Origin of the sequence: Acidovorax sp. T1, from assembly GCF_002176815.1 — a bacterium.
Classification (GTDB): Bacteria; Pseudomonadota; Gammaproteobacteria; order Burkholderiales; family Burkholderiaceae_C; genus Acidovorax.
The window spans coordinates 3628548-3643326 of sequence record NZ_CP021648.1 but is presented as its reverse complement, the minus strand read 5'-3'; the positions used below and the strand labels follow the sequence as shown (position 1 = coordinate 3643326).

The following is a 14779-nucleotide window of genomic DNA, read 5'->3' as shown; positions in this document are numbered from 1 at the left end:
AGAGTAAGTCCTGTCTCAAACCTACCTGGGAGATGACCATGCCCACCGCCATTGAATTCATTGCCGACCGTCTGCCGCGTGTCACCGTGGAGGATGTGCGCCGCTTCGCGGATACCGTCGAAATCCGGGATGCGCCGGCTTTCGCGGCCGAGTTGCAGGCGTTCATTCACGAGCGCGTGGAGGCGGTAAAGCTGCCAGCCAACCTCGAAGGTGAAACGGTGGAGCACGCCTTGAAGCGTAAGACGGCTGCGCTGCGCGCTGAGACGCGCTGGGCGCCGACTGAAACCGACGTCCAGCGAGGCCGCGCCGTGCTGCTGGAAACCTTCAACCAGCCGCACAACCTGCCGCCCGCGGAGTACGCCAAGCTGGCGGACAAGTCGCGCCAGCAGATCTACAAGGACATCCTCGCCCGTCGGCTGCTGGCGCTGAACGTGGGGCCGCGAGGCCAGAAACTGCCCGACTGGCAGCTCGACCCGGTGAAGCAGCAGTTGACCCAAACCGTGCTTCAGGAGGTCGAGGGCATCGACCCTTGGACGATCTACCGCGCACTGTCCGAACCGCTCGAAGGTTTGGGCGGCCGCTCGCCAGTGGATGCGGTGACGCATGGCACGATCGACGACGTGGCCGAGGCCGTGTTCAACGTGCTGGGCGTTCAGGTGCATTGAAGCGAGATCGCCATGAGCCACGAGCTGCCTTCGTTCCTGATCGATGCCGGTGAGCTGCTCCAGCATGTGAGCCGCGTCGTCTATCGGGGCAGCCCGCTGTACTATGGCCGCAGCAGCACCAATCGCTACGATGACCCGGCCCAGGCCTACGGGGTGCTCTACCTGGGGCGCGACCTGCCCACGGCGCTGATGGAGTCGGTGTTTCATAAGCACCAGTGGCTTGCGGACACGAAGCGCTCGATCGCGCTGAAAGAAGTCCAGAGCCGGATGGTGCGCGCAGTGGGCGTGATGGACGACGTGCTTCTGGCCGACCTCACGGCGCCGGGCGTCATGGCGGGCTACTTCGGCCTGAACCTGGAGCAGTTGGCCAGCCGCGACTACACGCACACGCAGCAGGTGTCGGCCCAGGTGCATGCGATGCTTGGAGATGACGGCCAGGTGCTGTTCGACGGGGTGCTCTATCCGTCGCGCAACAACTATCCCGCCAAGAGCATCGCGCTGTTCGAGCGTGCCAGCGCGAAGGTCAGTGTCATCGAGGACATCGATCTCGTTGACCATGTGGACTGGCCGCGTTTCGTTGCTACATACCGCATCGGCGTGGAGCCCGACCCTGGCCCGTTGGAACCGGATGACGAAGCGTCCTGAAGCAGCAAGAGAACACATTGAAGCCCTAAACAGAATGAAATGGACCAAACTGAAATAGGCATCCCTCAGCAGTAGGAGACGACCATGAACACCACGACTCGCACCAGCACCGCAGAACGCCTCGGCCGCGCCTTTGGCCGCGGATGGCGTGCCTACGCGCGCTGTGAACGGCGGGCGTCGAACTGGTTGGTTTCCAAGGGCATGCCGACGGCTGGAGCCACCGCGCTCGTGTGGATGGTTAAGCTGGCTGCGCTCGGGGTGCTGCTGTACACCACCTTCTGGCTGGCCCTGGTGATGGTGTGCGTCATGGTGGTTGCCTGGATGGCCCGCAACACCGACTTGGGCGAGGAGTTGCCCGAGCCAGAGTGGCGAAACGGACCAGCAGGATTCGGCCTATACACCTACGACGGTTTCCGCATTGATCCTCATGTCGAGGACGACTAGCAGCGATCACTTCTTCGACACTGCATTGATCGCAATGCTTCCTCCCCTTCCGCCAGCAGCCTTGGCATCTCCGGTGGCTCCTGCGAGGCCTTGCAACACGTTGCCGGCACGAACGCCCGCCCAAGCCAAGGCCATGATCCAGAACGTAGGCAGTACGATGAACATCGTGCCCGTGACAAACATCAGGAGCATGTCTCCGAAGGCGTTGTTCAGCCCCACCAGCGGGTCGAAGTTGGTGTGCGGCCGATTCCAGCCGAACCCCCAGCCATAGAGCGCATCCAGGATCGTCGAATCGATCCAGCGCGCAAGCTGAAACCAGAAGTCCGTGAAGAAGAGCGCGAACTGCACGACGCTGACGGTAACGACCGTCTTCAGATCGTAGGTGCCTACGACCAGCACAAGCGGGATGCAGATGACCAGCGCCATCTTGAGCAAGGCGAGGACCATGGGCAGAGACTGTCTCACGACGTCCATGGCGGGAAACGCGGCAATCGCGCCGACGGCCATCCCAACGTCTCCCGTGGCCCGCGTCACGATGTTCGGCAAGGTCTTGTCGATCTGGCCGCCATAGTCCGTATAGACGCTACCCTGGTTCAATTTCTGTTGCCGCGGTGACGCGATGGCGCGGATCACCGAGTCGTCCACCTCGGCCCTGCTCAGGAACCCGGCCCAGCCTGCCAGGCGATTCAACAGGTTCGGGTCCACCTGTCCCAGCAGGCGTGCCCGCAGGCCATTGCCGCCATCGGCCCACCACTGCCTGCAGGTCGGGTAGCCGCCACCGCTGCCCACCTGTGCAAGCCCCGCATCGCGGGTGCTGTCGTAGGGCCAGTCGTCGCGCGGCGTGCTTGAGCGGTAGGTGTCGTAGTAGCCGCCCGTGCCCGTGAAAAACCTCGACCCTATCCAGGTCACGTCGTGCATCTGCTGCTCATCAAGCTGAGGGCGCTGCATGAACAATTTGGCCCGCGCAGGCCCATAGCAATCCCGCGAGAAATCCGCTACTTCCTGAGCCAGTACCGGGTCGTCAATGCGGGTCGCGTCGATCTCCATGCGCATCTGCCGCAGGTCCGTGCCGCATGGGATCGCCGCCACCGAGGCGCTCGTGACGGCGCGCGAGAGCGCGTGCATGAAAGCCCACCAGACCGGCACCTTCGCCGACTGGTTGTTGATGGTGCTGAAGGACTGCGACCAGCCGGTATCCGTGGGCTGCGGCACGCTGACCTGGCACTGGGCCGAGCGCGAGCTGTCGTACTGGATGGTGTTGAGGTCCACGTCGATGAACGGGATGCCAGCGAACATCACCACCACGATGGCGACGAAGACCCGGTTCTCGATGCGCGCAGCCGAGAGCACGCCCTTGTTGCCTTCGTCGGCACCTTCCGCACGGGCCTTCAACCACTCCTGCACGATGATGGCGACGAACGGCAGCGCGAATACTCCGCTCGACACCAGCACCGCCCAGATGCCGTTGTTGACGATCCAGGACACCAGCGTCAGGTAGTACTCCAGGTAGTCGGTCGTAAAAAGCGTCATGGCGCGGCTCCCTCTTCAGCTCTGCATCAGCAGGCTGGCTTCCAGCGCCACGATGGCGACGACGCCGGCGATCTCGCTGCGCACCAGGCGTCGCCGCGCTTGCGCGTCTTCCTCGCGGGCCAGCAGCCGGCGGCGCATCCAGACCCAGCCATAGACCGTCGCGCCGTACAGGCACAGCCGCCACACCAGGAAGTAGCCCGCGCTGGCAGCCAGCCACCGCTCCCAGCCGGCAACGCTGCCGACGAGGTAGATGCCGACGAGATTGGCGCCCACGGCCGCGGCGATGATGACCACCGCCAGGAGCAGCGCCTTTGCCGCGCGCCGGCTGAAAAGCCAGCGCGGGCGCAGCCAGGCCGCGTTCATGGCGTGCCTCCCGGGTTGCCCCGCTGCAACCGATCGAGGCGGTCGGGCACCGGGTCGCCTTCGTAGATGCCGCGCGAGCCGGCCGCGCGCGTCCCGTGGCGCTGGATGATGGCCATGGGCGAGTTGTTCGCCAGTTCGCGCCGCAGTTCAAGTTCGGTCTTGAGGTTGCGGATCTCCTGATCGAGCGTGTCGCTCTCGTGGTTCACGGCCTCGACCGCCAACTGGTTGGCCGCCACGTTGGGTTCCTTCTTGCCGGTCAGCAGGGTCCGCTGGAGCAGCAATGCCTTCTCCAGCACGGACGACAACGCGACCTCGGACGCGAGACGTCGCGCCAGCAGGTCTTGGTCTGGCTCGTCGCGCAGCGCCTCGATGACGCCGCGTGTAATGGGCAGCGAGGTGCTGCCGGCTGCATGCAGGTTCTCGAACGTCGTGTTGCGCGTCCCAGAGACCAGTTCCTGCAAGGCCTCCAGCTTGGTCTCGTACTCCTCCTGGATCAGCGGCGTCAGCCCGACGCCAGGCACGGTCTCGGTCTTGGTGCAGGAATCACACGTGCGCTGTACCTGTTCCCCGAGAACCCGCGTCGCCCATTCGGTCGCCTGCTGCGGCGACGTCCAGGTCTGGCAGGACAGGCTCGCGCAACTGGCGGGCGCGATGGAGGACGTGTCAGTCACGCTGCGCCCGTTGACCAGGTTGTAGCCCGCCCGCGTCACGTCACCGACCACCCGGATGGCCGACTGGCCCGCGCCGCCGGCATTGCTGCCGCCCACCCAGGGCACGCCGTCGTTGCCGCGGCGCGTCTCGGCCTGCTCGATCGCCGATACGGCATCCGTGCTCGACACCGCATCGCGCAGCGCCATGCCTTCCGCCATCTGGCTCCATCCGAGCTGGCCGCCCGCCGTCTCGGCCATCTTCTCGGCCATCGCGCGACACGTCAGCTTGGAGCGGTCGAAATCCAGCCTCGCCTGCAGCACACCATTGGTCAGCAGGTTGTACAGCCCCGGATCGGCACGCTGGATGATCAGCGCCGGCAGCGATGCCACGGCACTGGTCGCGCTCTGGATCACGTTGCTCATGATCTGCTGGAACCCATTCGTGATCCCATTGAGCTGATTGCGCAGCGTGGTCTGGATGCTCATGTCGCCGCAGATGAGGTTGCTGTTCCAACCCAGGCCGACCCCGATCGAACGCATGCCAGCGGCGCGGCCCATGGACACCGCACTGCCACCGCCGATCGAGTACATGACCTCATCGCCGATGACGGGGCCGCTGGTCTGGAAGCCGGCCTGCGCCCACGCGAGGCCACAGACCAGGGCGAGCGCGCCGGCTAGCGCCGTGGGGCGCAGCGGGCGGCGAACCTTGGCGGATGGGTTCATCAGTTCAGGACGCTTCATCGCCGTACCCTCAATAGAAATCGACGCTGCCGAGGAACACCTGGCCCCGGCGTTCGCAGCACGCATAGGGCCGCCACAACGCCCAGGCGTAGTCGCCTTGTTGGGCCTGTGTCAGGAAGCCGTTGCGCGGGAAGACCGTGCAGGACGAGGACAGGACGGGCGTGAGTTCCTGCCACTTGCCGGTCGAGGCATCGCCCTCCATCAGCGCGCCGGCCGGCCAGTAGCCATCGCGGGAGTTGGCGAGCAGCGGCTGATAGACGTGGATCTGCCCGCGGCGCGTGACCACATCGCCGGCCCGTTGGGCCACCACGGCACCGGCCTTGTGGTCGTCCGTCTGGTGCAGGAAGCCGCCGCGCGGATAGACGTTGCCCCAGAGGTTCAGGGTCGAGCGCGCGCCGACCTCGCGCATGCCCGGGATCAATGCCTCCGGGTACACCATCTCCGGTACGTTGTAGCGCCAGGCCGGCGTGTCCAGCGTACTGAGCAGGTACGGCATGAAGGCCGTGCCTGCGCCCTCGCAGAAATAGCCCGAGGACGAGACGAACTGGTTGAACACCTCGACGCCGGGGTGGCCGATGACGTCCGCGTTCTTGAACTTCGCGAGATTGTTTTCGTGATCTTCATTGGTGGTGCCGTCCCCGCCGGCCTGGGCCGAAGGGTTGGGCGTGCTCATGGCGCGCACTTCGACCCAGGGGTTCTCGCCGGTGTTCGAGTAGGACGAAACCACCGCATCGGGGATGTAGTACCTGACCTTGACGGACGTGCGCACCGTGCAGCCGGTCCAGGTGCAGTAGAGCCAGTAGCAGATACCCACCACCCGGTACTCCAGGCAATCGGGCGAAGCCACTGAACCCACGATGGTCGCCGTGTTCAGGGCGTAGCTGCCCGTGGCGCTGAGCAGCAGCACGGAGGTGACGGCAGCCCGCATGCGGCGCAGAAGGTCGAATGAGCGGATCACGGTTCGGCCCTCCGGTGCTGTTCGATGCGCGCGATGGCGCGGGCCACGTCAGGCTCGCCATAGACCACGTAGCGCTGATCCACCACGACAGCCGGAATGGTGGTGATGCCCAGGCTCCATGCGTCGGCAACGCCCTGGTATGCGGTGGCGATGCGACGCTGGAGGTCAGCGCCCCCCTGGCTCAGCCGGCGCTTCACGATGGCTGTTGCCTGTCCGGGATCGGCGGGCAGCGCCGCAGAAAGCTCCGCTTCGATCCGGGGCGCTTCATCCAGCTCGATCAGCTGCTCGCCACCCATGGTCCTGACCGGGTGACGGCTGTCGGTGATGACCACCACATCGGCGGCGAAGCTGGCCGGGCTGAACACGGCCAGGGAAGCCGGCAGCGCAACGGCCAGGCCAAGGGTTCGCCAGCCCGATGCGAACCTGGATGAAGATGCTGGCATGTCGAGCGCCCCCAAGAGTTGTCAAGGGCCATAGTCAAACGCCGAACGCCATGCGGCCCCAACAAACAATGCGCATCGCGGACTGCCCGCATACCTGCTTGTCTTGCGCCAATGAAAAGCGGAGGCCGAAGCCTCCGCGTGGATCAAGGAGCCGGTGCCATTGCTACAGCAGGCCGGATTCCGCAAAGGAGAACGGGGCACCCTGGCCGACGATGATGTGGTCCAGTACCCGCACATCGATGAGCGCCAGCGCGGCTTGCAGTTGCTGGGTCAGCATGCGATCCGCGCTGGACGGCTCGGAGACGCCCGAAGGATGCTGGTGGGCGAAGACCACCGCGGCGGCATTCAACTCCAGCACACGCTGCACGACGACACGCGGATAGACCGAAGTCGCGTTGATCGTGCCCCTGAACAGCGGCTCGTAGGCCAGCACCTGGTGCAGGCTGTCCAGGAACACAGCGGCGAATATCTCATTGGGCTCAGCGACCAGTTTCAGACGCAGGTAGTCCCGTACAGCGGCCGGTTGGCTGAGGCACGGTCCAGCTTTGAAGACCCGTCTCTCCAGCAGCACGATGGCTTGCTGGATGATCCAGTCCTCGTGTTGGGCAGCGATGGCGGAAAGCGACTCCAGGCAGGAGTCATTGACGGCGAAAGACATGGCGAACCTCCAGACGGTGAGATCGGAGGGCACTCGCCCTGGGAGGGCAAGCCCTCCTGGGGAACGAACAAGGTGCATCCATCACCGCGGCAGCGGTGATCGTTCGCGGCCAGGATGCGAGGCGAACGGGGTTGTGGTCAGCGCAGCGGACTGCGCCGTAGCCTTGAAGACCGGGGCTACCTGGGCATGTCGCCGACGACGTCGGCAGGCATTTCCGATGTGGGTGTGGCGGCGGGATCGCCGGCCGCGAGCATGTCCATGGCCGACAGCAAGGCATCGCCCTCGATCGGGCCCTGCAGCAGGATCGCCTTGCCGGTTTCGCGATCGTGCAGCCGCAGCGACGGCGTGGCGGTCACGCCGCTGTTCGTGGCTTCCGCAGTTTGGGTACGAATCGCCGCGTCGGGCCGCTCGCTCGCAATGCACTGTTCGATGGCTGGCGTCAGGGCGGGGTGGCGCAGGTCTTCGGGCAAGCCCTGGCCGTCGCTGTGTGTGTGGACATAGACCCACTCGACAGCCTGCCAGAAGGCGGGATGGCCGCCGGCTTCGCCCGCGCATTCCACCAAGCGCGCTTCGGCGGACGCGGCCGGCTCATGCGCGGCCAACGGCAGGTGGTGCCATTGCAAGGCCACGTCCGCATTGCCGGCTACCCAACGCTTGAGGACAGGGAAATAGGACCGGCAGAACGGGCATTCGAGGTCCGCGTAGAGCGTCAGCGTGAAACGACCTGCCGGGTTGCCCATCTGCCAAGGAGGCCCGGCCACCTGCGTCTCGCTGACAGGCGCCGAGGTTTGGGGCGTGGACTCGCCTGGCGAACGGGACACGAGCCAGATCAGCAGCAGCGCAACCAGCACTGCGCCTAACGCCCATGGCCAGCGGGCCCGCCAGCGCCGACGGCGGAACGCCTGGACCTGCATCGGAATGGATGAGCGTTTCTGTTCCATGGCGTTCTCCGGTGCACGGCAGATTCAGGGCAGGGCCAGGGCCGGCGACTCGATGCCGCGTGCCCGGTCGATCTTCTCGGCCACCTTGAAGGCGGCATCCAACTCGCTGACGCCGTGCTGCTGCATGAGCTGGTAGCGCTCGGCCTTCTCTTCGGGTTCGGTCTGCGCGAGCGCGAGATACAGGCTCGGCGGCACGGCGCGGAAGAGCACCTCCATGCTCTTGGAGAGGATGACGCCCTCGGTGAACTTGCCCGCTTCCTTGCGTGCCGAAAGCATCAGCGCCTTCTGCGCCGGCGAGAGTTCGCGGAATCGTGCGATCTTCTCCACCTCGTCCGGCGGCATCGACAGGCAGATCCACCACTCGATCATGTTGAGCATGGGCTCTGCGGCGCGCGGCAGATCGTCGATGTTTTGCGTCGCCAGCCAGAACCAGGCGCCCAACTTGCGCCACATTTTTGTAATTTTCACGACATACGGCGCGAGCAGCGGGTTCTTCGTGATGATGTGGCCTTCGTCGGTCACGTTGATGATCGGGCGGCCGAGATACTGGTCACGCTCCGCGATGTTGTTCACCGTGCTGATGAGGCTGATGTACGCGATCGAGAGCTGCGCGTTGTAGCCCTCACGGGCATAGGTCGCGAGATCCACCAGCGTGATGTCGGCCTCGGGCCACGGCGTGCCGTCGCGGTCGAACATCTCGCCGTCCGTGCCTTGGCAGAACATGTCCATCGCGTCCGCCATCTCCAGCAGCCGCACGCGCCGCATCTCGGGCAACGTCGGGTCCTGGCCGCGGGTGCGCAGCGCATTGCGCACGTCGCGCGTGAGCACCGTGCGCTTCTCGGCCACGCAGTGCTCGGCGGCGTCGAGGATGCACTGGCGGATCAGCGAGCGGTCGGCGCGCGTCATCCTGGCTTCCTCCTTGTCCTCGCCGCCAGTGATCATCAGCCGCGCCGTGATCTCCAGTTCGCCCAGCACGTCGCGCTGTTCGTCCGCCTCCATGGCTGAGGCATCGGGTGGCAGGTCTTCGTCCAGCGCATCGGCATCGAGCGTTTGCACATCGCTGGGCGTTTCGATCAGCCGGCGCGCGTCGGCGAACGGCGCTAGGCTGATGCCCGATCCGGGGGCCAGCTTGACCCGATTCACGGTCAGGCCCAGGCGCCTGGCGAAGTCGCTGAACAAGCCGAAGCTATTGCCGGCTTCCACGATGAAGAGGCGCGGCCGATAAATGGCCGTGACCTGGTTCAGCAGATTGTTGAGCGTGGCCGATTTGCCGGAACCCGTCGGGCCGAACAGGAACAGGTGGGCGTTCATCTGCCGGTCCAGGCGATTGAGCGGATCGAAGGTGATCGGCCCGCCGCCGCGGTTGAACATCGTGATGCCTGGATGCCCCGTACCCTGGGCACGGCCCCACACCGGCGACAGGTTTGCCGCGTGCTGGGCGAACATCAGTTGCGTGTACCACCGGCGCCGATCCTTGCCGGGGTTGTAGCAGCACGGCAGCCAGCGCAGGTAGCTGTTGAGCGGCGCCACCTCATCATCCTCTCGCACCGGCTGCAAACCAGCGTTGAGCATCACGTTCGCCAGGTCCAGGCCGCGCCGATCCAGTTCCGCCTCGTCGCGCCCGCGCAGGTAGAACGCCAGCGTGCCCCGGTAGAGCTTGTGCGCGCTGCCGATCAGCGAGCGGGCTTCATGCACGTCCTTGAGCGTCTGCTCCGACGCCAGCGTCTCGCCCACGGCCTTCTTCGCCAGGTGGTTCAGATCCGATTCCAGGACATCCTGGGGCGTGGCAACCATCGTGAGACAAAGCAAGGTGTCTTCCGGCATCTGGTCGAACAGCGTGTTGATCGCATCGCCCTTGCGGGTCTCGCCGGTTAGATGTCCCGTGCCGGGCGGCATGCGCAGCCGGTCGGTGATCAGCACACGGTGCGGCATGCCGTCGAAGTACCAGGTGCCGTGCTCCACGTCGGAGCGTGGCTGGCCGAAGAACAGCCGCTGGCTGAAATCCCGCCCGCTCGCCAGTTCGATCTCGCCGGCCTCAGTCTCGTCCGGGTAGCGCGCCAGTGCGTAGAAGCGCTCCCGGTCCTCTGTACTGGGCCCGAGCATCGCGGGGCGCGGATTGAGCCACCGCAGCAGCCAGTCGTGGACGTCGGCTGCGACCATGCGCCGTGCCTGGATGCCGGCGTTCGCCAGCCCGCCACACAGGCGGTCGCAGACGATGTTCAGCATCTGCTCGGGCGTCTGGCCGCGGCGGCTTGCCTGCCCGGTGGCACGTCGATAGACCACCATGCGCACGCGCCGCGTCTGCCCGCGCCAGCGCAGCCGCGTGACCACCGTGTCCTCGAACAGGCCGCCGGGCTTGGCCACCGCACGCAGATGGTGGCCGAAGAAGCGCAGGTAGAACTCGGTGAACGCTGTCCCGCGGGCACGTGGCTGCACGTAGTCACGCAGGGTCTGCATGTACTGGTCGAAACTCGGCTCGTCCTGGGCATAGAGCTGGAGCACCCAGGGGTTCTCGTCCAGCTCATCGAAGCTGTCCTGCAGCGCGTTCTCCAAGGCGTCGCGGGCGTGGGCAAGCCAGCCCGGTTCCCGGCCCTCGGTCCCCAGCGGCACCAGCTCGAAGAAGGCCGCCACCGATTGGCCGTCCTCCAGCAACATGGACCTTGACTCGGGCAAGAACTCGACCCAGGGCAGCAGTTCCACGAAGGACGGTGCGACCTCGTACAGCGCCTGCTCGTCGGCCTCCGTCGCCGGTTTGCGGCCCCGGACTGCCGAGCCGGGTTCGGGGATGCCGGCTTGGCGCAAGGCCTCAATGTGGCGCTGCCAGCCGTCCGGCTGCTCGTCATCACCAGCGCCGGATGCGGCCAGCTTCAGCGCGGCCGGCTTAGGCCAGGGAAGTTTCCAGCGCATCAGTAGTCCTCCACGCGCTCACCCGGCATCGCGTACTGAATGCGCTGGTACAGCGGGAAGACGGTCGTGTAGCCGGGCACCGGCACGGGATCGGTGCCGGCCAGGTGCGGGTACACGTACATCACGAGATCGGGATTGGGCAGGCGCTGGAACTGGCGATGGACCTCGTTGCGCGCGGTGCGCGTGTAGCGCATCTGCTCGGCAGGTGCGGCCTGCATATCGGCGTCGGTCAGCGGCCGACGCAGGCTCTGGCGCGCATCGAGCAGTTGGCCGCCGGCGTTCCGTCCGGCTGCGCCACCGCCGTCCCCGGCCTCCTGCTGCCAGATGTCCATCATCGTGCGGTCACCGTGGGTCAGCAGCTTTTCCTTGCTGGTGGCGCAGCCGGCGAGCGCCGCGACGGCGAGGACCAGCGCCAGGCCACGGGCCAAGCTATTCAAGTTCGAGAGCATGGCTTTCTCCTGTGCGGTGATCGACCTTGCGGCCTTCGGGATCGAAGTCGATGGCGAGCGGCTTTTCGAGGTGGACGGCGACCTTCGCGCCGGGCTGGACATAGACGGCGGCGAACGCTTGGCCGTAGAGCTTGTTGACCCAGGCCGACATGTCCCGCACGCCGCCCGCCAGAATCTGGCCGACCGCCTCCTGGCCGCTGATGCCCACGGTGCCGATGGAGCCGTCCGAGCCGACATAGGACATGCGGCCGCTGTCGCTCTCGATGAGCGAGGCCACGCCGGCACCGGCCGCGGTGATCAGGGCCTGCGAGCCGAGGTACTGCTGGGCGTTGCTGCGCCGCTCGCCGCTGACGCAAGGAATGCCGTGGGGATCGCTGATCCAGCCCAAGCCATCGCGCTGCTGGTTGTTCTGCTGGTTGCCCTCGCGGTCTTCGGGGATCGTGCGGATCGTGCCGTCGTTGAACACGAACGTGATGCTGCGCACCTGGCCGCGCACGCACGAAAGCGTCCAGTCGCCCGAGGCGGTGCCGCTGAACACGGCGCCGGCCACATCGGGAATGTCGATGCCATTCGCCGTCAGGTTGTCCGGCCCGACCAGGACTTTGAACGGATAGGGATCGTTCACCGTGCCGTCGATCGGCACACGGCCGATCAGCGCCGTCATCGCGACCGAGCCCATGAGCGTGGAGTTGGTCGGCACGGTATAGACGGGCTTCGCGGTCTTGACGCCCGCGACTTGCGCGCCCGCGTTCGCCACGGTTTCCGCGGTGGTTTCGAGCGTGCTCTGCGCCGGGCCGAAGCTCGTGGGGAAGCTCATTCCGCCGCTCGCGCCACGACCGGCGTTGCGCCCCTCGGCGGGCTTTGCGTCGTCCGGCTCGACCCACCGCACGCCGCCCTCCATGCCGGCCTCGTCGCCGCCCTGCAGCCCCAGGCCCACGGGCAGGTCCGCATGGCCGCCGCCGCGCCCGCCGATGCTGTCCAGGCGCCGCTGCAGGTCGGCGAGCAGCCCTTCGGTCTGCTGGCGCGCGCTGGCCGCCTGCTCCTGGTCGCGGCGCAGGTTGGACCGCTCGGATTCGAGCGCCGAGTTGATGCGCTGGTCGATGGAGTTCTCGCGCTGGCGCAGCCGCTGGTTCTCTTCACGCTGCGACTTGTTGTCCGAGAGCGCGGTCTGAAGCTCGGTGCGCAACTGCTTCACTTGGGCAACGAGCGTCGCCACGGTGTCGCGCGGGGTGTCGCCTTCGATGCCCAGCGCCTTCATTTCCTCGGGCGTGAGCTGGGCGCCGTTGTCCGCCGCGGGTGGCGCCGTGCTGCCGCCACCCGAGAACAGCCGGATACCGACGAACAGCACCAGGATGGCGACAGGGATCATCAGCCACTTGAGCAGGCCGTTACTGCGCATGGCGGGCCTCCTCGACGTTCTCGTCGCCGTCCGGCTGCGGCAGATGCACGGCAGGGTCGAAGCGGTGAATCGCCGGCAGCAGCGACTGCGCGAGGCCGCGGCCGCGCGTGACCAGGTAGAGGACGGTCGTGTCCTCGGGCGTGCCGCGCGGACCCAGCGCCTCGTGCTGGAAGGTGGCGGTGAGGAAATCGCCTTGCAGCACGCGCGGGTCGAGCGCGACCCAGTCGGCGCCGGTGTTGGTGAGGCGCACGGCAGTCACCCATTGGTCTTCCAGGCGCCACGACGCGAGCGCGACCGCGCGCACCGGCAGCGTTGGCATCAGTGTGTCCAGGTCGAGGTCGCGGGGCAGGTTGGCCCGCATGACGCCCGGAAGCGGCTCGACGGTGCGCAGCGGTGCGTAGAGGTTCTGCGCGGCGAAGCGCGTCAGCACGACAGGGACCGGAGTTTCGCGCCGCGCGGTCCGCGCACCTGCCTGGCCCTGGGCGCGTGCCGGGGCCTCGGCACTGTCGGCTTGCTCGCCATAGCGTCCCGGTGCGCTGTCACCCTCGACGATGCGCACCGGCTCCAGCTCGGCTTCCCCGTCCTTGGGCAGTTCAGCTGCGATGTCCAGCAGGATCAGCGCGCCCGTGTCGGCGTCCTGCAGTTGCAACCGCGTGGGCTCGATCGGCTCGCTGGCGCGCAGGTACACCGCGCCGCCCGCACTCTGCACGCGCAGGCGTTCGCCCACGCCCGCGGGCACGCCCACGCGCACGTTCCGGTTGATGAACACGATGCGTTCCTGACCGACCTTCAGCGGCACTGCCAGTGGCATGCGTTCCCAACGCAGGATCTCCACCGCCTGGGCGACGGGTGCCGCGGCCACGGCCAGTAGCCCCAGCAGCGCGAGTACAGGATGCTTCATGGGGTGTTTCCTCCTTGAGGCGCTTGCGGAGAAAGGCCACTCGGCGCCGGGCGCGCCGGCTCCGGTGCACTGATGCGCTGGGGCGCGCCCTCATAGCAGTCCAGCGCCAGGCCGAACGGGTTGCGGGCGGGATCGACGTCCACCCGCGTGACCTTGATCGGATAGCGCACCAGGGCGCGTTTAACCTGCTCGGCGCCGTAGTACTCGTCCGCCGTGATGTCCAGCGTCACCACCCAGTCGCGATCGGATACGGTGCGCACGCGCGCCGTGGGGTCGTCGCCATAGCCGCGGCCGGGAATCTCGTAGATGCCGCGCACGCGCTGACGCAGCTCGCCCGTGGAGCGGCGGTAGTCATAGTCCGCCCGCAGGAAGGCCTGGCAGGACGGGGTGAGGTACGGCGAGAGCGTGTGGAGGTTGCGCGAGTAGTCTTCTTCGCCATTGGTCGGCCAGCGGTTCAGCGTCTGGAACACGTAGAACGTGAACGCATAGACCGATTCGGGCGGCACTTCCCACCACTTGCGGGTACTGCCAGAGCGCAGGTCGGGCGGGACGTGGATGGTCAGGTCGCGCGGCGCGCTCCACCAGCCGCCGCCCATGACCAGGGCGACGACGACCAGCGCGCCCGCGCCCAGCCGCAAGGTCTTGATGTGCGCCTGCAGGTGGGTAACCTCGTTTTTGAAGCGGCTCATCGCATGCTCCTGCGGGTGGACCAGAAGCCCGAGCGCGAGATCAGCACATGGCCACCGACCCAGCCAGCCATCAGCGGATGGCGCGTGGCGATGCGCCATTGCAGTTGCCGATACAGCCAGGTGTCGGGGCGCCCACGCTTGAGGCGGCGCAGGATGCCGCCGCCGATGAACACGCCCAAGGCCACGCCCAGGACGACGAACGTCGGCGCCAGCGCGATCGTGCGGAACACCCAGGACAGCGGCGCGCCGACCAGCAGGCCGGCGGCGCCGGACAGGCCGCAGCAGATCCACAGCTCGTCGGCGGTGAGGCCGCGCACGACAACGGGATGGCGGTTGAGCCGGTGCGGAAGGAAGGTGACCGTTCCGTCCGCACGGACGTGCTGCTGCTCGGACATA

General features: G+C 66.8%; 16 protein-coding genes. 3 read left to right on the top strand and 13 right to left on the bottom strand.

All coding sequences use genetic code 11. The features are described from left to right. The first annotated feature begins 38 nt into the window (after nt 1-38). From CCX87_RS16980 to CCX87_RS16970, 3 genes are all read left to right on the top strand, one after another. The gene (locus tag CCX87_RS16980) at nt 39-665 is read left to right on the top strand and encodes a hypothetical protein (protein WP_003050085.1); all 627 of its coding nucleotides are present in this window, start codon (nt 39-41) and stop codon (nt 663-665) included. A gap of 12 nt (nt 666-677) precedes the next feature. Next, on the top strand, nt 678-1310 hold the full coding sequence (locus tag CCX87_RS16975; RefSeq protein ID WP_003050087.1) for an RES family NAD+ phosphorylase: 633 nt from the start codon (nt 678-680) through the stop codon (nt 1308-1310). Between the two features lie 84 nt (nt 1311-1394). Then, nucleotides 1395-1754: a DUF3742 family protein gene (locus tag CCX87_RS16970; protein ID WP_003050090.1), complete on the top strand. Its 360-nt coding sequence runs from the start codon at nt 1395-1397 to the stop codon at nt 1752-1754. Nucleotides 1755-1760: 6 nt separating this feature from the next. Here CCX87_RS16970 and CCX87_RS16965 read toward each other — a convergent pair whose 3' ends face one another. The 13 genes from CCX87_RS16965 to CCX87_RS16905 all read right to left on the bottom strand — a co-directional run bounded on the left by CCX87_RS16965 (nt 1761) and on the right by CCX87_RS16905 (nt 14778). Then, on the bottom strand, nt 1761-3284 hold the full coding sequence (locus tag CCX87_RS16965) for a conjugal transfer protein TraG N-terminal domain-containing protein (RefSeq protein WP_087747801.1): 1524 nt from the start codon (nt 3282-3284) through the stop codon (nt 1761-1763). A 15-nt stretch (nt 3285-3299) separates the two neighbouring features. Next, nucleotides 3300-3647 carry a hypothetical protein gene (locus CCX87_RS16960; RefSeq protein ID WP_003050094.1) on the bottom strand — a complete coding sequence of 116 codons (348 nt, stop codon included), beginning with the start codon at nt 3645-3647 and terminating at the stop codon, nt 3300-3302. Continuing rightward, a complete protein-coding gene (locus CCX87_RS16955; RefSeq protein ID WP_003050095.1) occupies nt 3644-5038 on the bottom strand; it encodes an integrating conjugative element protein in 1395 nt (464 codons plus the stop codon). Before CCX87_RS16955 ends, CCX87_RS16960 begins: the two co-directional genes overlap by 4 nt. A 10-nt stretch (nt 5039-5048) precedes the next feature. After that, nucleotides 5049-5996, bottom strand: a complete 948-nt coding sequence (locus CCX87_RS16950; RefSeq protein WP_087747800.1) for a TIGR03756 family integrating conjugative element protein — start codon at nt 5994-5996, stop codon at nt 5049-5051. After that, nucleotides 5993-6439, bottom strand: a complete 447-nt coding sequence (locus CCX87_RS16945; protein ID WP_087747799.1) for a TIGR03757 family integrating conjugative element protein — start codon at nt 6437-6439, stop codon at nt 5993-5995. The genes CCX87_RS16950 and CCX87_RS16945 overlap by 4 nt, the downstream gene beginning before the upstream one ends. Before the next feature lie 163 nt (nt 6440-6602). Then, complete coding sequence (locus CCX87_RS16940) at nt 6603-7097, bottom strand: JAB domain-containing protein (protein WP_003050103.1); 495 nt, start codon at nt 7095-7097, stop codon at nt 6603-6605. Nucleotides 7098-7273: 176 nt separating this feature from the next. Continuing rightward, a complete protein-coding gene (locus tag CCX87_RS16935) occupies nt 7274-8038 on the bottom strand; it encodes a DsbA family protein (protein WP_003050104.1) in 765 nt (254 codons plus the stop codon). A gap of 24 nt (nt 8039-8062) precedes the next feature. Next, complete coding sequence (locus CCX87_RS16930) at nt 8063-10945, bottom strand: conjugative transfer ATPase (RefSeq protein ID WP_003050106.1); 2883 nt, start codon at nt 10943-10945, stop codon at nt 8063-8065. Beyond that, nucleotides 10945-11394, bottom strand: a complete 450-nt coding sequence (locus CCX87_RS16925) for a TIGR03751 family conjugal transfer lipoprotein (RefSeq protein WP_003050109.1) — start codon at nt 11392-11394, stop codon at nt 10945-10947. Before CCX87_RS16925 ends, CCX87_RS16930 begins: the two co-directional genes overlap by 1 nt. Then, on the bottom strand, nt 11375-12793 hold the full coding sequence (locus CCX87_RS16920; RefSeq protein ID WP_003050111.1) for a TIGR03752 family integrating conjugative element protein: 1419 nt from the start codon (nt 12791-12793) through the stop codon (nt 11375-11377). The genes CCX87_RS16925 and CCX87_RS16920 overlap by 20 nt, the downstream gene beginning before the upstream one ends. Further along, complete coding sequence (locus CCX87_RS16915; RefSeq protein ID WP_003050114.1) at nt 12783-13694, bottom strand: TIGR03749 family integrating conjugative element protein; 912 nt, start codon at nt 13692-13694, stop codon at nt 12783-12785. Before CCX87_RS16915 ends, CCX87_RS16920 begins: the two co-directional genes overlap by 11 nt. Further along, complete coding sequence (locus CCX87_RS16910; RefSeq protein ID WP_003050116.1) at nt 13691-14383, bottom strand: PFL_4703 family integrating conjugative element protein; 693 nt, start codon at nt 14381-14383, stop codon at nt 13691-13693. Before CCX87_RS16910 ends, CCX87_RS16915 begins: the two co-directional genes overlap by 4 nt. Beyond that, the gene (locus CCX87_RS16905) at nt 14380-14778 is read right to left on the bottom strand and encodes a TIGR03750 family conjugal transfer protein (protein ID WP_003050133.1); all 399 of its coding nucleotides are present in this window, start codon (nt 14776-14778) and stop codon (nt 14380-14382) included. Before CCX87_RS16905 ends, CCX87_RS16910 begins: the two co-directional genes overlap by 4 nt. Nucleotide 14779: the final 1 nt, after the last annotated feature.